15 protein-coding genes and 1 pseudogene are annotated in these 17,732 nt (G+C 72.5%); 10 read left to right on the top strand and 6 right to left on the bottom strand.

All coding sequences use genetic code 11. The annotated features are described in order from the left end of the window. Positions 1–191 precede the first annotated feature (191 nt). Complete coding sequence (locus ABZZ79_RS20880) at positions 192–428, bottom strand: helix-turn-helix transcriptional regulator (RefSeq protein ID WP_356690787.1); 237 nt, start codon at positions 426–428, stop codon at positions 192–194. Positions 429–1,008: 580 nt separating this feature from the next. Beyond that, positions 1,009–2,064, bottom strand: a complete 1,056-nt coding sequence (locus tag ABZZ79_RS20875; protein ID WP_356690785.1) for a LacI family DNA-binding transcriptional regulator — start codon at positions 2,062–2,064, stop codon at positions 1,009–1,011. A gap of 520 nt (positions 2,065–2,584) precedes the next feature. On the opposite strand from ABZZ79_RS20875, the gene ABZZ79_RS20870 reads away from it, so the two are divergent. The 4 genes from ABZZ79_RS20870 (at position 2,585) to ABZZ79_RS20855 (ending at position 7,506) form a co-directional block, all read left to right on the top strand. After that, on the top strand, positions 2,585–3,907 hold the full coding sequence (locus ABZZ79_RS20870) for an extracellular solute-binding protein (protein WP_356690783.1): 1,323 nt from the start codon (positions 2,585–2,587) through the stop codon (positions 3,905–3,907). 5 nt (positions 3,908–3,912) lie between these two features. Next, positions 3,913–4,944, top strand: a complete 1,032-nt coding sequence (locus ABZZ79_RS20865; RefSeq protein ID WP_356690815.1) for a sugar ABC transporter permease — start codon at positions 3,913–3,915, stop codon at positions 4,942–4,944. Continuing rightward, positions 4,941–5,828 carry a carbohydrate ABC transporter permease gene (locus ABZZ79_RS20860; protein WP_356690781.1) on the top strand — a complete coding sequence of 296 codons (888 nt, stop codon included), beginning with the start codon at positions 4,941–4,943 and terminating at the stop codon, positions 5,826–5,828. The genes ABZZ79_RS20865 and ABZZ79_RS20860 overlap by 4 nt, the downstream gene beginning before the upstream one ends. A 241-nt stretch (positions 5,829–6,069) precedes the next feature. Beyond that, entirely contained in the window at positions 6,070–7,506 is a 1,437-nt protein-coding gene (locus ABZZ79_RS20855) for a GH1 family beta-glucosidase (RefSeq protein WP_356690779.1), read from the top strand. A gap of 177 nt (positions 7,507–7,683) precedes the next feature. Here ABZZ79_RS20855 and ABZZ79_RS20850 read toward each other — a convergent pair. After that, positions 7,684–8,132, bottom strand: a pseudogene (locus ABZZ79_RS20850) (ATP-binding protein); the annotation flags it as partial. Here ABZZ79_RS20850 and ABZZ79_RS20845 point away from each other — a divergent pair. Beyond that, a complete protein-coding gene (locus tag ABZZ79_RS20845) occupies positions 8,107–8,253 on the top strand; it encodes a hypothetical protein (protein WP_356690819.1) in 147 nt (48 codons plus the stop codon). The pseudogene ABZZ79_RS20850 and the gene ABZZ79_RS20845 overlap by 26 nt on opposite strands. Before the next feature lie 14 nt (positions 8,254–8,267). On the opposite strand, the gene ABZZ79_RS20840 is transcribed toward ABZZ79_RS20845, so the two are convergent. Then, on the bottom strand, positions 8,268–9,137 hold the full coding sequence (locus ABZZ79_RS20840) for a fused MFS/spermidine synthase (RefSeq protein ID WP_356690777.1): 870 nt from the start codon (positions 9,135–9,137) through the stop codon (positions 8,268–8,270). 462 nt (positions 9,138–9,599) lie between these two features. Beyond that, positions 9,600–9,980, bottom strand: a complete 381-nt coding sequence (locus ABZZ79_RS20835) for a hypothetical protein (RefSeq protein WP_356690775.1) — start codon at positions 9,978–9,980, stop codon at positions 9,600–9,602. 292 nt (positions 9,981–10,272) lie between these two features. Between ABZZ79_RS20835 and ABZZ79_RS20830 the strand changes: the two genes are divergently transcribed. Next, positions 10,273–11,715, top strand: a complete 1,443-nt coding sequence (locus ABZZ79_RS20830) for a hypothetical protein (RefSeq protein WP_356690773.1) — start codon at positions 10,273–10,275, stop codon at positions 11,713–11,715. Positions 11,716–11,736: 21 nt separating this feature from the next. On the opposite strand, the gene ABZZ79_RS20825 is transcribed toward ABZZ79_RS20830, so the two are convergent. Next, complete coding sequence (locus ABZZ79_RS20825) at positions 11,737–12,336, bottom strand: histidine phosphatase family protein (protein ID WP_356690771.1); 600 nt, start codon at positions 12,334–12,336, stop codon at positions 11,737–11,739. Between the two features lie 196 nt (positions 12,337–12,532). Here ABZZ79_RS20825 and ABZZ79_RS20820 point away from each other — a divergent pair, with 196 nt between their 5' ends. Genes ABZZ79_RS20820 through ABZZ79_RS20805 form a run of 4 tightly spaced genes read left to right on the top strand, consistent with a single transcriptional unit; the run spans position 12,533 to position 17,496 of the window. Beyond that, on the top strand, positions 12,533–13,486 hold the full coding sequence (locus ABZZ79_RS20820) for a phosphatase PAP2 family protein (protein ID WP_356690769.1): 954 nt from the start codon (positions 12,533–12,535) through the stop codon (positions 13,484–13,486). A gap of 1 nt (position 13,487) precedes the next feature. Continuing rightward, positions 13,488–14,570 carry a hypothetical protein gene (locus ABZZ79_RS20815; RefSeq protein ID WP_356690813.1) on the top strand — a complete coding sequence of 361 codons (1,083 nt, stop codon included), beginning with the start codon at positions 13,488–13,490 and terminating at the stop codon, positions 14,568–14,570. Beyond that, positions 14,561–16,159: a hypothetical protein gene (locus tag ABZZ79_RS20810; RefSeq protein ID WP_356690767.1), complete on the top strand. Its 1,599-nt coding sequence runs from the start codon at positions 14,561–14,563 to the stop codon at positions 16,157–16,159. Before ABZZ79_RS20815 ends, ABZZ79_RS20810 begins: the two co-directional genes overlap by 10 nt. Next, on the top strand, positions 16,156–17,496 hold the full coding sequence (locus tag ABZZ79_RS20805) for an AAA domain-containing protein (protein WP_356690765.1): 1,341 nt from the start codon (positions 16,156–16,158) through the stop codon (positions 17,494–17,496). The genes ABZZ79_RS20810 and ABZZ79_RS20805 overlap by 4 nt, the downstream gene beginning before the upstream one ends. Positions 17,497–17,732 lie beyond the last annotated feature (236 nt).

Below are 17,732 nucleotides of genomic sequence, written 5' to 3'. Positions count from 1 at the left end.
GCGCCGGGTAGCTACAGTCGGCGGCCGCCCCTGCCCCCCGTCGGGGGTGGCCGCTCAGATACCTGCTGCCGGCCGGTCGTGTCCCGGCGCCACGGTGGCAGGTGCGGTGGTCGCCCGACGGCGAGCAGTACCGGGCGACCACCGACTCTCTCAGGTCAAGACAGTGTGAGCCCTCGCCGTACATAGCCTCCTCAGCGCACGAGTTCGGCGAGTTCCACACCGATGGCGTCGGCGATGCGGATCAGGGTGTCGAGCAGGGGGCTGGCGTGGCCCTGTTCGATGCGGCTGTAGGTGGCTACGTCGATGCCGGACCGTCCGCATACCTCGAGCTGGGACAGGTTGTGATGCTCGCGCACGCGGCGGATCTGTTCTCCCACCAGGCGGCGGCGGGCGATGACCCGTTCGTCGGGCGGGGTGGGACGTGGCACTTGTCCACGCTCCCCATCGCATGATCAAAAGGGATTAGGGCCGACCCTAAGTTGTTTGATCTTGAGGGCGGATGGGAATGGCGATCATGAACCACCCCCCTCACTCAACGGCCCTCCCCACCTAGCCCCCCAGGCGGTAGGGAAGGGTCGCGGCGCCCCCGCTTCGGCGGGGGCGCTGTCGTTTCCCGGACGATCACGGATAGGGCGTTTTCTACTCACCGCCCACGGGGCACGGGCATCGACCCCACGGCCGTTCCCACGGGAACACGGGGCGGCATTGAGCATCATCGGGGGGCATCGAACGTCATCGAATGACACTATTTTGTCCGGGTTTTCCGCATCGCCGCAGGTCACGGTATGTTCAAAAGACTGGTTCGAGTCCCGTCACTCACCCTGAGTCATCAGGCGGTGACCCTCGCGAGAGGGTCACCGCCTGATGCGTTTCCGGGCAACTCGCCGCCCGAGGAGCGGATAAGGGCCCGGCGACCAGAGTGATTCGGGGCACAACGGCACATCCCGGGAGGTTCCGGGCCCGACCCGCCTCCCCCGGGACCCGGCACACGCCCCGGAGGCCATGCCCTCAGGACGACGTCCGGGCCACCAGCTCCGTCGGCAGCTCCACCTGGCGCCGCTCCGGACCCCGCGAGGCCGCCGGGCGGCGGTCCGCGATCTCGGCGAGCAGCAGATCGATCATGCAGCGGCCCATCTCCTCGATGGGCTGACGGACGCTGGTCAGGGGCGGTTCCATGTGCCGGGCGATGGCCGAGTCGTCGTAGCCGACGAGCGCCACGTCCTGCGGGATACGGCGGCCCGCCGCGCGCAGAGCCTGCCGGGCGCCGGCCGCCGTGACGTCGGAGGCGGCGAACACCGCGTCCAGATCGGGGCAGCGTTCCAGCAGGGCCGTCATCGCCCGCACCCCGCCCTCCTCGGTGAAGTCCCCGGCCTCCACGAGCCGTTCGTCCACCTCACGGCCGGCGTCGCTCAGCGCGTCCCGGTAGCCGTCGGTGCGCCGCTGGGCGCCGTAGACGTCGAGGCGGCCGGTGATGTGCGCGATCCGGCCGCGGCCGCGCGACAGCAGATGCTCCACCGCCGAGCGGGCCCCGCCGTAGTTGTCGGAGTCCACCGAGGTCAGGGTCTCCGCCGCGGATCTCGGGCCGCTGATCACGGCCGGGATCTCCAGCTGGGCCAGCAGGTCCGGCAGCGGGTCGTCGGCGTGCACCGAGACCAGCAGGACACCGTCCACGCGGTGCGCGGCCAGGTACTGGGCGAGCCGGCGCCGCTCGCGGTCGCTGCCCGCGAAGATCAACAGCAGCTGCATCTCGGTGTCGGACAGTGCCTGGCCGACACCCTTGAGCATGTCCGAGAAGTAGGGCTCGGAGAAGAACCGCGTCTCGGGTTCGGGCACCACGAGCGCGATCGCGTCGGTGCGGTTGGCCGCCAGCGCGCGGGCCGCCGTGTTCGGGACGTAACCCAGCTCGGCGACCGCCGCCTCCACCACGGCGCGGGTCGCGTCACTGACCCGGGGCGAGCCGTTGATCACCCGGGAGACCGTGCCCCGGCCCACGCCCGCCCGCGCGGCGACCTCTTCGAGGGTCGGCCTGCCGCCACTGCGGCCTCGTGCTCCGTGGCTTGCCATGGGATCCGCCCTCCCGAAACATCACGTCGGCCTGGAATCTAACAGCCTCGCGGGACACCACCATCGCCCCGGATTCCGCTTCTGGGTTCCCCCCGCCGTGGCGGGCATCGGTTTTCCGAGCCGGAAACAGGGATTCGACGCCCTCGCCGGGACGAAGAGTCCGTTCCGGTCACGGTCCCGCGAGGACGCCGGCGGCCGGGCGAGGCCGCGCGTTCCGCGGACGCCACGACCCTGGCCCCGTCACCGTAAGGCCCACTTCTCCGTCACCGTACGGGCGCCGGTGCCGCGCACCGGCTCCAGTTAACGTCCCGATAACCGAACGCATCTGACCCCGCCCACTGTCTTGACACCCTCGCCCGTAGCCACGAACCTTCAACACATCACCGATGGGAGCGCTCCCACAGTATCGGGCTCATACACATCCCGCACGTTCCCCGCCCGAGCCGCAATCAAGCAACAACGGGCCCTAGCACCATTCTCAGGCCGGGGGGTCGGCACGTCAGGGCAACAGGAGGACGCAATGCGTGCACGTATCGGTACCCGCCGCCGGGCGGTGGCCCTCGCAGCTGTCGCGGCACTGGGCGCCGGCCTGCTGGCAGGCTGTGCCGACGACGGCGACGACGGCGGTTCGGACTCCCCGAACTCCGGCGGCGGCAAGGGCGAGACCACGATCACCCTGGGACTCTTCGGCACGTTCGGCTTCAAGGAGGCCGACCTGTACGACGAGTACATGAAGCTCAACCCGAACATCGTGATCAAGGAGAACGTGGTCGAGCGGAACGAGAACTACTACCCCGCACTCGTCAATCACCTCACCACCGACAGCGGCCTGATGGACATCCAGGGCGTCGAGGTCGGCAACATCGCCGAAGTCGTCGGCACCCAGTCGTCCAAGTTGCTCGACCTGTCGAAGTACGGCAAGCAGGCGGACTACCTCGAATGGAAGTGGAAGCAGGCGACCACGGCCGACGGCCAGACGATCGGGCTCGGCACGGACGTCGGCCCGATGGCCATCTGCTACCGCACCGACCTGTTCAAGGCGGCCGGTCTGCCCACCGACCGCGAGGAGGTCGCGAAGCTGTGGGCGGGCGACTGGCAGAAGTTCGTCGAGACCGGCCGCGACTACAAGAAGAAGGCGCCCAAGGGCACCACCTTCATGGACTCGCCCGGTGGACTGATCAACGCGATCCTCAGCAGTGAGACCGAGCGGTTCTACGACGCCTCCGGGAAGGTCGTCTACAAGGAGAACCCCGCGGTCAAGGCGGCATTCGACCTGACCGCGGCGGCCGCCGAAGACGGACTGGTGGGCAACCAGACCCAGTTCCAGCCCGCCTGGGACTCGACGATCGCCAACAGCAAGTTCGCCGCGATGTCCTGCCCGCCGTGGATGCTCGGCTACATCAAGGGCAAGTCCAAGCCGGAGGCGGCCGGCAAGTGGGACGTGGCCCAGGCGCCGAAGTCCGGCAACTGGGGCGGCTCCTTCCTGGCCGTGCCCAAGGCCGGCAAGAACACCGAGGAGGCCGCCAAGCTGGCCGCCTGGCTGACCGCGCCGGCCCAGCAGGCCAAGCTGTTCGCCGTGCAGGGCAGCTTCCCGAGCGCCCCGGGCGCCTACACCTCCACCGAGGTCACCGGCGCGAAGAACGACATGACGGGTGACGCCCCGATCGGCACGATCTTCGCCGAGGCCGCCAAGAACAGCCCGGTCCAGGTGATCGGCCCGAAGGACCAGATCATCCAGCAGGGTCTGACCGACAACGGCGTGATCCTGGTCGCCCAGGGCAAGTCGCCGAAGGAGGCCTGGGAGACGGCCGTGAAGACCATCGACAACAACCTGGACCAGTGACCCGTATGAGCACCGGGCACGACACCGCCGCCGCGTCCCCCGCCAAGGAGGGGGGCGCGGCCCCGCGCCTGCCGCGCACCGTCCACGAGGACGGACACGAGTCGCGCCGCCGGGCCCGGCTGTCCCGCCGCTGGCAGCGGGACGTACGCCTCAGCCCGTACGCCTTCGTCTCGCCGTTCTTCCTGCTCTTCCTGGCCTTCGGGCTGTTCCCGCTGGTGTACACCGGCTGGGCCTCGCTGCACCAGGTGGAGCTGACCGCGCCGACGGACATGAACTGGGTGGGGCTGCGCAACTACACGCGCATCTTCGACGACGAGTTCTTCTGGAACGCGGCGAAGAACACCCTCACCATCGGGATCATCTCCACGGTCCCGCAGCTGCTGATCGCCCTGGGCATCGCCCACATCCTCAACTACAAGCTGCGCGCCTCGACCTTCTACCGGGTCGTGATGCTCGCCCCGTACGCCACCTCGATCGCCGCCGCCTCGCTGGTGTTCGTGCTGCTGTTCGGCCGTGACTACGGCATGATCAACTGGGCGCTGGGGACCGTCGGGATCGACGGCATCGACTGGCAGAACGACAAGTGGCCCTCGCAGATCGCGGTGTCCACGATCGTCATCTGGCGGTGGACCGGCTACAACGCGCTGATCTACCTGGCGGCGATGCAGGCCATCCCGCAGGACCTCTACGAGTCGGCGGCCCTGGACGGGGCCAGCCGCTGGAAGCAGTTCCTGCACGTCACCCTGCCCTCGCTGCGGCCGACGATCCTGTTCACGGTCGTGGTGTCGACGATCGGCGCCTCGCAACTGTTCGGCGAGCCGCTGCTGTTCGACGCCAACAAGGGCGCCTCGGGCGGCAGCCAGCACCAGTTCCAGACGCTCGGCCTGTACCTGTACGAGCAGGGCTGGGTGAACCAGCACCTGGGCCGCGCCTCCGCCATCGCCTGGACGATGTTCCTGATCCTCATCGTGATCGGGACCGTCAACTACGTCATCTCGCGCCGGCTGCGCGCCAGTAGTCAGGAGAACCGGCCGTGACGACGACACTGACACCGCCGCCGAAAGGACGGGTGCGCGGGCCCCGGGCGGCCCGCGCGGGCGGCACACTGCACGCCGGGCCCGTCGCGTACGTCATCCTCGCCCTGTTCACCATCGTCTCGCTGTTCCCGCTGGTGTGGACGGCGATCGCCGCCTCGCGCGACAACCAGCGGCTCGCGCAGACCCCGCCACCGTTCTGGTTCGGCTCCAACCTCTTCGACAACCTCGAACTGGCCTGGACCGACGCCAATCTGGGCGAGGCGTTCCTCAACACCACGCTGGTGGCCGGGATCTCCGCCACGACCATCGTGTTCCTGTCGACGATCGCCGGGTTCGCCTTCGCCAAGCTGCGGTTCAAGGGCCGCAACGCGCTGATGCTGATCGTGATCGGCACGATGATGGTGCCGCCGCAGCTGAGCGTGATCCCGCTGTACATGATGGTCGCCAAGCTCGACTGGACCGACCAGTTGCAGGCGGTGATCCTGCCCTCGATCGTGAGCGCGTTCGGCGTGTTCTTCATGCGGCAGTACCTGATCCAGGCGCTGCCGGACGAGATCATCGAGGCGGCCCGGGTGGACGGCGCGAGCAGCTGGCGCGTGGTGTGGCACGTGGTGTTCCCCTCGGCCCGGCCCGCGATGGCCGTGCTGGGCATGCTGATGTTCGTCCAGACCTGGAACGACTTCCTGTGGCCGTTCCTGGTGCTCACCCAGACCGGCAACCCGACCGTCCAGGTCGCGGTGGCGGGCCTGGGCCGGGGCTACACCCCCGACCAGTCCCTCATCATGGCCGGCGCGCTGCTGGGCACGCTGCCGCTGCTTCTGGTCTTCGCGATCTTCGGCAAGCAGATCGTGGGGGGCATCATGCAGGGCGCGGTGAAGGGCTGAGAACTCCGTGGCTCACGAGGGCCGGGGCCCTGGTCGCCCTGGTCCTCGCGCCGCCTCCCCTTATTCCTCCCTCTGTTCCTCCCTTCGGGCCGGAGCGCCTGTCGCCCCGGCCCCCAGGGGGCTGGATCCCCCGGGCATCCCATGGGCCGGGCCGCCGTCGCCCCGGCCCATGACCTCCCCCGCACCACCCTCCTCTCCCTCTCCTCCACAGATCTCCATGACTACTAATGGGAGCGCTTCCATGCCTGAGTCCGTTGAGCCGGCGACGCCGGTGACCTTTCCTCCCGCCTTCCTCTGGGGTGCGGCCACATCCGCGTACCAGATCGAAGGGGCGGTACGGGAGGACGGTCGTACGCCCTCGATCTGGGACACCTTCAGCCATACGCCCGGGAAGACGGCCGGCGGCGACCACGGAGACATCGCCGTCGACCACTACCACCGCTTCCGTGACGACGTGGCACTGATGGCCGACCTGGGCCTGAACGCCTACCGCTTCTCCGTGTCCTGGTCCCGGGTGCGGCCCACCGGCCGGGGCCCCGCCGTCCAGGTCGGCCTGGACTTCTACCGCGCGCTGGTCGACGAGCTGCTGGAGAAGGGCATCAAGCCGGCCCTCACCCTCTACCACTGGGACCTGCCGCAGGAGCTGGAGGACGCGGGCGGCTGGCCGGTGCGCGACACGGCCTACCGGTTCGCCGAGTACGCGCAGATCGTCGGCGAGGCCCTCGGCGACCGGGTGGAGCAGTGGATCACCCTCAACGAGCCGTGGTGCTCGGCGTTCCTGGGCTACGGCTCCGGGGTGCACGCGCCCGGCCGTACCGACGGGGCGGCCGCGCTGCGCGCCGCGCACCACCTCAACCTGGCGCACGGCCTGGGCGCCACCGCCCTGCGCTCGGTGATGCCGGCCCGCAACCAGGTCGCCGTCAGCCTCAACTCCTCGGTGGTGCGCCCCCTGTCGCAGGACCCGGCGGACCTCGCCGCGGTGCAGCGGATCGACGACCTGGCCAACGGTGTCTTCCACGGCCCGATGCTGCACGGCGCCTACCCCGAGACGCTGCTGTCGGCGACCTCGTCCGTCACCGACTGGTCCTTCGTCCAGGACGGCGACCTGCGCACCGCGCACCAGCCGCTGGACGCGCTGGGCATCAACTACTACACCCCGACGCTCGTCTCCGTGGCCGCGAACGCCCCCCGGGGCCCGCGCGCCGACGGCCACGGTGCGAGCGAGAGCTCCCCCTGGCCGGGCTCGGAGGACGTGGCGTTCCACCAGACACCGGGCGAGCGCACGGAGATGGGCTGGACCATCGACCCGACCGGCCTGCACGACCTGATCATGCGCTTCTCGCGCGAGGCGCCCGGCGTCCCGCTCCACATCACCGAGAACGGCGCGGCCTACGACGACAAGCCCGACCCCGACGGCCGCGTCCACGACCCCGACCGCATCGCCTACCTGCACGGCCACCTGGCCGCCGTACGCCGGGCCATCACGGACGGCGCGGACGTGCGCGGGTACTACCTGTGGTCGCTGTTGGACAACTTCGAGTGGGCCTACGGCTACGAGAAGCGCTTCGGCGCGGTCTACGTGGACTACGCGACGCTGTCCCGGACGCCGAAGTCGAGCGCGTACTGGTACGGACGGGCGGCTCGCAGCGGGGTGCTGCCAGGGGTGGACGAGGTCTGACGGGCGCGCACGCCCACGCGCCCCGGCCGGAGGGTGGGGGAAGTCCGGCCGGGGCGCGTTCCTTCTGCTCTGGGGCGGTACCTCGGGGCCCCGGAGGGTCCCTGTGGTGGGGGTGCGGCAGCACGCTAGCGATCCGGAATCGGGCAAAGCGCTTGATCCGGGCGGGGGTTGAGGTTCTTATGGCGGGCTCAAGGGAGGGATCGGGGGACGGTTAAAGGTCGAGACCAATCTGCCCGGTCGGCGGCGCTTCACGGTCCCGTGGTGACCGCGTCCGGCCTGGGCGCGGCGCCCGTCGACCTGGATCCAGATACCTCGGTGCCGCCGAGCACCGACGAGCCGATCCGGACGTCCCCGCCGGTGGCCTCCGCGAGCCGCCGCACGATGTCCAGGCCCAGCCCGGTCGAGCCGTCGCTGCCGGAGCCGTGGCCGCGGGCCATCGCCGTCACGGGGTCGGGTATGCCGGGGCCCGCGTCGGAGACCAGGACGATCACCGCGTCCTCGCCGTTGTGCACGTCGACCGCGAAGGCGGTGCCCTCCGGGGTGTGCCGGAAGACGTTGCCCAGCGGGGCGTCGAGGTGCGAGTCCTACGCGACGCTGGTCATGGCGACCCCGGAGACGGGCTGGTCGATGCAGGTGTGGAAGACGGAGTCGTGGATCCGGGTGGAGTTCAGCTCCGGGGCGGACCGGGTGTCGGTGTTCTGCACCTGGCACGACGGACCGCCGCGGGTGGAGGTCGGCGAGTACTGAGCCGGGCGGGACGGTCAGCGGAACACCGAGGGCGGCGGCGCTGGTGAGGCGACCGCCGCCGCGTCCGCGACGGGTACGGCACCGCCCGCGAAGTCGGTGAGGGGCCGCCCGTGTTCCACGCGGCCCGGGTGCGGGTCGGAGGCGGTGCGGCGGGTCAGTTCGGCCAGCGGCAGCGGGTGGTCGGCGGCGACCAGGACCGCGTTGCCGAAGCGCCGGCCGCGCAGCACGGCCGGGTCGGCGATCAGGGCCAGTTCCGCGAACCGGGCGGCGGCGGTGGCGATCTGGCCGCGCAGATGCGCGAGCGGCGGGCCGTCGGCGAGGTTGGCGGCGTACAGGCCGTCCGGCCTGAGCACGCGGCGTACGTCGTCGAGGAACTCCGTGGACGTCAGATGGGCCGGGGTGCGGGCCCCGCTGAAGACGTCGGCGACGATCAGGTCGGCCCACCCGTCCGGCATCTTGGCCAGGCCCTCGCGGGCGTCGGCCGAGCGCACCCGGACCCGGGCGTTCGGCTCCAACGGCAGTTCGCGGCGGACCAGTTGGACGAGGGGCGCGTCGAACTCGACGACCTGCTGGGTGGACCGGGGCCGGGTCGCGGCGACATAGCGGGCGAGGGTGAGGGCGCCGCCCCCGAGGTGCACGGCATGGACGGGGCGGCCGGGGGGTGCGACGAGGTCGACGACATGACCGAGGCGCCGCTGGTACTCGAAGGACAGGTGGGCGGGGTCGTCGAGGTCGACGTGCGACTGCGGCGCGCCGTCGATCAGCAGCGTCCAGGCGCGCGCCCGGTCCCGGTCGGGTATCAGCTCCGCGAGCCCGCCGTCGACGGCCTCGACGACAGCTTCGAGCGGCTCCCGTACGCGCCGGGGGTTCCTGGACTTTCCCATACCCCCATTGTCCCAGCACGCACCCCGAACGGGCGCGCGGAACAGCACGACCAGCCCCGCCCCCAAAGCAACGCAATCAACCGCACGACCACCCACCAAGCGGCGCGAGGAACCACGCAAACCACGACAACGGACCCGCACCCACCGAAGGGGCGCGAGGAACTGCGCAAACCACCACAACGGTCCCGCACCCACGAAAGCGGCGCGGGGAACTGCGCAAACCACCACGACGGACCCGCACCCACCCCACGACGAGCCACCCCCTCAAGGGGCGCGGGGAACTGCGCGAACAACCACAACGGTCCCGCACCCACCCCACGACCCCACCCCGACGACGCCACGCCACGCCACGCCACGCCGAGCCTCCCAAGGGGCGCGGGGAACTGCGCGAAAGACCGAAACCGCCCGCACCCACCCCACGACCGCCCCCGGCGCCGCCAAGGCGAGACCCCCGGCGACACCTCAGCGGCAGCTGTCCGCCGCCTCGATCAGCCGGGCCGCCTCGCCGAGAGCCGCCCGCAGCACCCCGGGATCGGTCGCGACGTCGGCCCCGCCCGGCGGCAGGAGCCAGTCGGAGCCCTCGACGGGCGGCTCGGGGGCGACGAGGCCCAGTCCGCGCCCGTGGGTCTCGGTGCAGGTGCTGCCGGGCATGTCCCAGGCCGCCGCGGTGCCGGGCGGCACCAGGAAGCCCAGCGTGTCGCGGCCGTCGTCGTGCAGCACGGGACCGACCGCCTCGCAGGATCCCCGGCGCAGGATGTCGACCGCTTCCAGACCCTGCCGGGCCGGAACCGTCACCAGGTCCCAGGCGTACGGCGACCCCGACAACGGTGCGTTGGTGTGCATCCCGGCGTCCACTACGAACCTCCTCGTTCGTGCGGGTCGGGAGTCGGGCGGCTCCCGGTCCACCGAGTTCAACGCGGCACCGCGTCAACGGCTACGGCGGAAGTCCGCCGCAAAGGATGGCAGTTCATGGCAGATCGTGGATGAGATATCCGGTTTGTAGCCAAACACCGCGTGGCGACCTCGCCCCAACAGGTACGTTCTTGCCCGCCGGAAACAGGGTGCCACACTGATAAATCGGTCAAGTCGCCCAGGATTCGGCATGGTTCGACGGTTCGCACGAGAGGACCCGGCCATGACGTCGTCCGAGGCGACTTCGTCCCCGCCCCATCGGCCGCCCCGGCCGAACCTCGCCTTCCGCCGGCTGCGGGGCCCGCGCTCCCCGGCCGAGTTCGCCGCGGAGGTACGGCGGGCCGCCCGCGAGATCGGCGAGCAGGTCAGCTGTGACGCGCGTTACATCGGGCGGGTGGAGGCGGGCGAGATCCGCTGCCCCAACTACGCGTACGAGCGGGTGTTCCTGCACATGTTCCCCGGCCGCACGCTCACCGACCTGGGCTTCTCGCCCCGCTCGGCGGTCCGCGGCCGCGGCTCGCGCGACGCCCTCGGCTCGGACGAGACCCCCCACCTCGCGAGCCCTGCATATGCCACCAGTGACACTCGTGGGACGCACGCTTCGTATGACACGCAGGACACCTACGAGACGCACGACAACATCGAGGAGAGCGACGTGCTGCGTCGCGCATTCATGACCGGCGGGGGCGCCACGGTGGCCACCGCCTCACTGGTCCCCTTCGGGCTCGCCGGCACCGGCGCCGCGCCCCTGCCCGGCCGCCGGGTCGGCGCGGGCGAGGCGGCTGCCCTGGAGGAAGCCGTCCGCAGGATCCGGCTGCTCGACGACCGGCACGGCGCCGACGGCCTCTACCGCCGCGCGACCGCCCCGCTGCGCGCCGCCTACGCCCTGCTGGACGCGAGCACGACCCGGCAGAGGACCGCCGACCGGCTCCACTGCGGCGCGGGCGAACTGGCCATCTCGGTGGGCTGGCTGGCCCACGACTCTGGCCGCTTCGACGACGCGCGCTCGCACTACGCCGAGGCCCTCGCCACCGCCCGGATGGCCGGGGACGCCGCCCTGGAGGCCCACGCCTTCTGCAACACGGCGTTCCTCGCCCGGGACGCGGGACGCCCGCGCGAGGCGGTGCGCGCCGCCCAGGCCGCCCAGCGCATCGCCCGGCCGCTCGGCTCCGACCGGCTGATGTCCCTGCTCGCCCTGCGCGAGGCGGGCGGCTGGGCGGGGCTCGCCGACCGCACCGGCTGCGAACAGGCCCTCGCCCGCGCGCACGCGCTCTTCGAGCGGGGCCCCTCGGACGCCGACCCCGAGTGGATGAGCTTCTACGGGGCGGCCGAACTGGCGCTGCTGGAGGCCCAGTGCTGGTCGGCCCTCGGCGACTGGCCGCGCGCGGCCCGGCACGCGGCACGGGCGGCATACCTCCAGGACCCGCACTTCACCCGGAACATCGCCCTCTACACCGCCGAACTCGCCGACGACCTCGCGCGCGGAGGCCGTCCGGACGAGGCCGCCGCCGCCGGTCTACGGGTCCTGGACCTGCTGGGCGAGGTCCAGTCCTCCCGCATCCAGATGATGCTGGCGGGCACCGCGCGGGTGCTGCTCCCGCACCGGCGGGCGTCGGGGGTGTCGCGGTTCTTGGAGAAGCACGCCTCCACGCCGCGCGTCGTGTGACGGCGGGGGGCGTCGGCGCCGTCAGGCCCGGGCCAGATGCCCCAGGTCGTTCCAGGTCTCGATGGCCGGTTCGCCGTAGGCCCAGCCCAGCACCGACAGCGACGTCGGGTTGAGGCGGATACGGGCGGCGAAGTCGACCGGCAGACCCAGCCAGCGCGCGCCGATGGAGCGCAGGATGTGCCCGTGGGCGAAGACGAGGACGTCCCGGTCGGCGGCGCGCGCCCAGGCGACGACCTCGTCCGCGCGGGCGCTCACCTCGGCGAGAGTCTCGCCGTCCGGGACGCCGTCGCGCCAGATGAACCAGCCCGGACGTATCGCCTGTATCTCGGCGGGGGTCATGCCCTCGTAGGCGCCGTAGTGGAACTCCATGAGCGTGTCCCAGGTGGTCGCGCGGTCCCCGAACCCGGCGAGTTCGCACGTCTCACGCGCGCGCACGAGCGGGCTGGTGCGCACCTCCACGCCGGGCAGCCCGTCGTACGGCGCCCGCAGCAGCCGCTCGCCGAGCAGCTTCGCGCCGCGCCGGCCCTCCTCCAGCAGGGGCACGTCCGTGCGGCCGGTGTGCTTGCCGGACATCGACCACTCGGTCTGTCCGTGCCGGGCCAGCAGGATGCGCGGTGCCATGGGAGGCCTTTCCGGGAGAACCACAGGCGGAACCCCACCATCATCCCGCACCCTGTGCGCAGGCCCTTGTCGCGGGCAACCCGAAGGGCGGGGACTGCGTCTATCAGGGCCGGGGCACCGTGCGGGCGCGGCCCACACGTAAGGTGGCGTGACCGGCCACCGGCGCCGCGCGACACGACAGGGGGAGGGCGATCGGATGCCGCAGTCCGAGATAGTGCGTGCTCAGGCGGCCCGGCCGCTCCGACTGCGCTGGTGGTCCGAGCTGCCGCTGATCCTGCTGGTGTACGCCTGCTACTCGGCGGGCCGGCTGCTGGCCCGGGGCGACGCCTCCACGGCCGTGGACCACGGCCTGGCGATCCTGCGCATCGAGAAGGTCCTCCACCTCAACGCGGAGCACCCGCTCAACCGGCTGTTCACCCGCGAGGCATGGCTCGGCGTCCCCGCCGACTTCTGGTACGCCTCGCTGCACTACCTGGTCACGCCGGTGCTGCTGATATGGGTGTTCCGCTCACGGGCCCTGCACTACCGGGCGGCCCGCACCTGGCTGATGACCTCCACGTTCCTCGGGCTGATCGGCTTCACGCTGATGCCCACCTGCCCGCCCCGGCTGCTCGACGCGGCCCACGGGTTCGTCGACACCATGGCCCAGTACAGCTCCTACGGCTGGTGGGGCGGCGAGGCGAGCGCGCCGCGCGGTCTGGGCGGTCTGACGAACCAGTTCGCGGCGATGCCCAGCCTGCATGTGGGCTGGTCCCTGTGGTGCGGGGTGATGCTGTGGCGCCTGGGCGGCACCCGCCTCGCGAAGGTGGCCGCCGTCGTCTACCCGACGGTGACCACGATCGTGGTGATGGGCACCGCGAACCACTACTTCCTCGACGCGGCCGCGGGCGCCGCCGTGATGGGCGCCGGACTGCTGCTGACCCCGCTGGTGATGAAGCTCGCGGACCGGATCTTCCGGCGTGGCGCCGCGAAGACCGAACTCTCCACCTCCGCCTCCGAGGACGCGCGGGCCCCGATTGTCAGTGGCGGATGCCAGACTTCCACGGGTGAGCGAATTCCACGGCAGCGCGAGTCCGCCTTCCCCGCGGCAGCCGGACCGGACTCCTCCCCCGCCGAGGCGGGCGACGGGGCTCCGGCAGCGGCTCGCTGAGCTGCGCGGACCCGAGGTGGCGGCCCGCGCGCTGGACGCGCGCGCCCTCGCCGCGCTGGCCGCCAACCCCGGATGCAGGCGACGCGCGATCCTCGACGGCGCGGGCGTGCACAAGGCGACGCTGGCGAGCGCCCTGGGCTCGCCCTCGGCCTTCGGGCAGTCCCAGTTCGCTCTCACCCGCGGCAACGCCTTCGAGGCGAAGGTCAAGGCGGACGGCGGCGCCGAGCTGCTGCGTCTCGCGCACCGTGTCCTGGCCCCCGGCAGCGAGCCGCCGCAGGAAGCGCATGTGCCCGACCTGACGGCGATCGGCCCCGAGGGGCGCACCGCGCGCACTGCCCTGGCGCTGCGCGAGGCCGCCGACGCGCGGGGCACCTGGACGCTGCTCGACCACCCGATGCTCGCGCTGGACGTGGCCGGTTCGCCCGCCTTCCTGGAGCCGGACGCGGTCGTGGTGCACCCCGACGGCTCCTGGTCGGTCGTGGAGATCAAGTCCTTCCCGATGCTGGACGGTTCGGCGGACCCGGCGAAGGTGGGCGCGGCCGCCCGCCAGGCCGCCGTGTACGTGCTGGCCCTGGAGGACGTCGCCGCGCGCCTCGACCCCGCCCCGCGCGTGCGCCATCACGTGCTGCTGGTGTGCCCCAAGGACTTCTCCAACCAGCCCACCGCCTCGGCGGTCGACGTGCGCAGGCAGCGGGCCGTCACCCGCCGCCAACTGGCCCGGCTCACCCGCCTCGACGAGATCGCCGACGCCCTGCCCGAGGGGCTCTGCCTCTCCCCCGAGCTGCCCGCCGAGCAGCTGACGGCGGCCGTCGACTCGATCCCCGCCGCCTACGCCCCGGAGTGCCTGTCCGCCTGCGAGCTGGCCTTCCACTGCCGCTCCCGCGCCCGCGCGGCCGACGCGGTGACCTCGCTGGGCCGCTCGGTGCGCGCGGAACTGGGCGCCCTGACCACCGTCACCGAGGTGCTGGCCGCCTCCCGGGGCGAGACGGGCGACCCGGACGATCCGGCGGTGGCGGCCCTGAGACGGGCGGCCGACCTGCGTGCGCGGGCGCTGGGCAGGGCGGAGGCCGCGGTATGTCGCTGATCGCCACGCTCGCGCGTCTGGAGGCCGTCGACAGCGGGGTCGCGCAGCCGCTGGCCACCGTCCGGCACCGGCATCTGTCGCCGCGGCCGCTGGTGTTCGTGCCGCTCACCACGGCCGGTGAGGCGGGTGCCCCGCTGGGCGCGCTGGTGGGCACCGAGCGCGAAGCGCCCCGGCTGCTGGTGGTGCCCCAGCCTCGCGACCGCGACCTGCGCTCGGCGTTCCTCGCCGACCTGGCGGACATCGTGCTGCCGTACGTCGAGTCGTACGCCGACGAGGTGGAGGCCGCCGAGCGCGCCGAGACCGACCCGGAGACCGGCAAGCGCGTGAAGGTCGAGGTCGACCTGTGCGCGGACGCGCCGCAGCTGATCGTGCCGGGCCGGGCGGGCGTGGAGTACGTCCGGCTGCTGGGCCGCTCGATGCGCTTTCGGCGTACGGCCGAGCAGGACCCGGAGACGCCGTACCCGGTGCCGACGCGCGTACCGCTGCTGGGGCGCTGGCTGACCCATTTCGGGGAGCGGGCCCGGGTGCCCGGATCCTCGCTGCTGCTGGCCCTGACCGACGTCCTCGCCCGGCACTGGGCGAGCGGCCAGTCCACCCTGGAGGACCAGCATCTCGGCGCCCTGCTCGCCTGGATCGACCCGCCCGAGGGCGCGACCGGCGCCGAGGCGGCGCTGCGGGCGGAGCTGGCGCGGGACGAGCAGGGCCAGCTGCTGTGTCCGCCGGCCGGCCCGGCCACCGACCCGGCGTTCGACAACAAGCTGCTCGCCCCGGCGTTCGAGCGCTACGACAAGGCCCGCTCGGCGCTCGCCGCCGCCGAGGACGGCCTCCAGGCCGACGACCGGCTCGCCGAGCTCAGCGCCGCCGAGCGGCACATCCGCGAACTGGTCCTCAGCCGCACCCGCCCCACCTGGGACGCCGTCTGGCACGGCCTGGACCTGCTGCGGACGCTGCCCGCGGCGGCGCACGCCGAGGAGCGCTGGAGGCGCGACCGCTGGTCGTTCACCGGGCACCGCGACCGTGTGCTTTCGGGCGAGCCCCCGCAGCCCCGCCGCGACGACGCGGTGACGGCGGCGAACAAGCTGGGCGCGCGCGAGCGCGAGCAGGCCCGGCTGGAGGCTCAGGAGGCGCTCGACGACGAGTTGGTGATGGCGGGGCGGCGGCTGGCCGGGGAGGCGTTCGCCGGGGAGGTCGTCGACGTCGTCATGGCGTACTCCGAGGGCAGGCGCCCGAGCCCGCGCCCGCTGGTCGTGGTCCGCACCGACGACCGGCCGCAGCTGGGCGAGCGGGCGCGGGTGTACCGCTCGCTGGGCGGCAGACCGCAGACGGCGGAGCTCGTCGGGTACGAGGACGAGGGGGCCCTGGTCGTGCTGCGCGTCCTGGACAAGATGGGCCGCGGCAAGGAGCCGGAGGCCGGTTCGGTGCCGGAGAAGGGCGACGTGCTCTGCTTCACGGTGTTCGAGCACGACCAGCGCGGCGGCGCGAAGCTGCCCGACCCGGAGAACACGCCGTGGACGCACGGCGGACCGCCGGGCGAGGAGGCCGCGGTGCCCGAGACCGCCGACGCCGTGACCGAGGAGGACGTGCTGTGAGCACGCAGACCGTTTTCGACCCCGGTGCCGAGGCGGGCCGGGCCACCGGGGCGATCCTGCACGACACGCTGCACGGCACCGACCGCGGCGTCGTCGTGGACTCCCCGCCCGGCGCCGGCAAGTCCACCCTGGTGGTCCGGGCGGCCCTGGAACTCGCCGACGCCGGCCGCCCCCTGATGGTGGTCGCGCAGACCAACGCCCAGGTCGACGACCTGGTGGTACGGCTCGCCGAGAAGAGCCCGGAGCTGCCGGTGGGCCGGCTGCACAGCAGTGACGCCGACCCGTACGACAAGGCGCTGGACGACCTGCCGAACGTACGGAAGTCGGCGAAGGCGGCCGACCTCGCGGGCCTGCCCGTGGTGATCTCCACGGCGGCGAAGTGGGCGCATGTGAAGGTCGACGAGCCGTGGCGGCACGCGATCGTCGACGAGGCTTACCAGATGCGCTCGGACGGGCTGCTGGCGGTGGCCGGGCTGTTCGAGCGGGCCCTGTTCGTGGGCGACCCGGGTCAGCTGGACCCCTTCTCGATCGTCGGCGGCGAGCAGTGGGCGGGGCTGTCGTACGACCCGTCGGCCTCGGCGGTCTCGACGCTGCTCGCGCACAACCCGGGTCTGCCGCAGCACCGGCTGCCGGTGTCCTGGCGGCTGCCTGCCTCCGCCGCGCCGCTGGTGTCGGACGCGTTCTACCCGTACACCCCGTTCCGCAGCGGCACCGGCCACGACGACCGGCGGCTCGCCTTCGCGGTGCCGTCGGACGGCTCGGCCCCCGACCGGGTGATCGACGAGGCCGCGGAGTCCGGCTGGGGCCTGCTGGAGCTGCCCGCCCGGCACACCCCGCGCACGGACCCGGAGGCGGTGCGGGCGGTGGCGGCGGTGGTGCGGCGCCTGCTGGACCGGGGTGGCGCGGCGACCTCCGAGCGCTCCCCCGACCCGGCCCCGCTCACCGCCGACCGGATCGCCGTCGGCACGGCCCACCGCGACCAGGCGGCGGCGGTCCGCGCCGCCCTCGCCGACCTGGGCGCGGCGGGCGTCACGGTCGACACGGCGAACCGGCTCCAGGGCCGGGAGTTCGACGTCACGGTCGTCCTGCACCCCCTGTCCGGCCGCCCCGACGCCACCGCATTCCACCTGGAGACGGGCCGCCTGTGCGTCCTGGCCTCCCGCCATCGCCACGCCTGCATCGTGATCTGCCGCGCGGGCGTGACCGACCTCCTGGACGAGTACCCGTCCACGGAACCGGTCCAGTTGGGCACGGTGGTGAAGTTCCCGGACGGCTGGGAGGCGAACCACGCGGTACTGGCCCGCCTGGCAGAACACCGCGTGCCACACCGCCCCTGACCACCCCCACCGGCCACAGACCCCAGCCCACCCCGCCGTCCGCCGGACGGAGGCCGGCACACCGCCCCGCACGCGGCCGATCGACACAGCCCCGACGGCTGGAAAACGAACCACGCGGAACCGTTCCACCCGACATAACACCGCGTGCCACACCGCCCCTGACCACCCCCACCGGCCACAGACCCCAGCCCACCCCGCCGGAGGCGGCCGGTCGGCACGGCGCCCGAGGCCCTCTT

Origin of the sequence: Streptomyces sp. NPDC006458, from assembly GCF_040612135.1 — a bacterium.
Taxonomy (GTDB): Bacteria; Actinomycetota; Actinomycetes; order Streptomycetales; family Streptomycetaceae; genus Streptomyces.
Note: the sequence above shows the minus strand (reverse complement) of the source record. Positions and strands in the feature narration are given on the sequence as shown.

What these genes read in the sequence shown, in the direction of transcription:
- ABZZ79_RS20875 (WP_356690785.1), bottom strand. Translation starts at nt 2,064, where the DNA reads ATGGCAAGCCACGGAGCACGAGGCCGCAGTGGCGGCAGGCCGACCCTC.
- ABZZ79_RS20870 (WP_356690783.1), top strand. Translation starts at nt 2,585, where the DNA reads ATGCGTGCACGTATCGGTACCCGCCGCCGGGCGGTGGCCCTCGCAGCT.
- ABZZ79_RS20865 (WP_356690815.1), top strand. Translation starts at nt 3,913, where the DNA reads ATGAGCACCGGGCACGACACCGCCGCCGCGTCCCCCGCCAAGGAGGGG.
- ABZZ79_RS20855 (WP_356690779.1), top strand. Translation starts at nt 6,070, where the DNA reads ATGCCTGAGTCCGTTGAGCCGGCGACGCCGGTGACCTTTCCTCCCGCC.
- ABZZ79_RS20845 (WP_356690819.1), top strand. Translation starts at nt 8,107, where the DNA reads ATGGCGACCCCGGAGACGGGCTGGTCGATGCAGGTGTGGAAGACGGAG.
- ABZZ79_RS20840 (WP_356690777.1), bottom strand. Translation starts at nt 9,137, where the DNA reads ATGGGAAAGTCCAGGAACCCCCGGCGCGTACGGGAGCCGCTCGAAGCT.
- ABZZ79_RS20835 (WP_356690775.1), bottom strand. Translation starts at nt 9,980, where the DNA reads ATGCACACCAACGCACCGTTGTCGGGGTCGCCGTACGCCTGGGACCTG.
- ABZZ79_RS20830 (WP_356690773.1), top strand. Translation starts at nt 10,273, where the DNA reads ATGACGTCGTCCGAGGCGACTTCGTCCCCGCCCCATCGGCCGCCCCGG.
- ABZZ79_RS20825 (WP_356690771.1), bottom strand. Translation starts at nt 12,336, where the DNA reads ATGGCACCGCGCATCCTGCTGGCCCGGCACGGACAGACCGAGTGGTCG.
- ABZZ79_RS20820 (WP_356690769.1), top strand. Translation starts at nt 12,533, where the DNA reads ATGCCGCAGTCCGAGATAGTGCGTGCTCAGGCGGCCCGGCCGCTCCGA.
- ABZZ79_RS20810 (WP_356690767.1), top strand. Translation starts at nt 14,561, where the DNA reads ATGTCGCTGATCGCCACGCTCGCGCGTCTGGAGGCCGTCGACAGCGGG.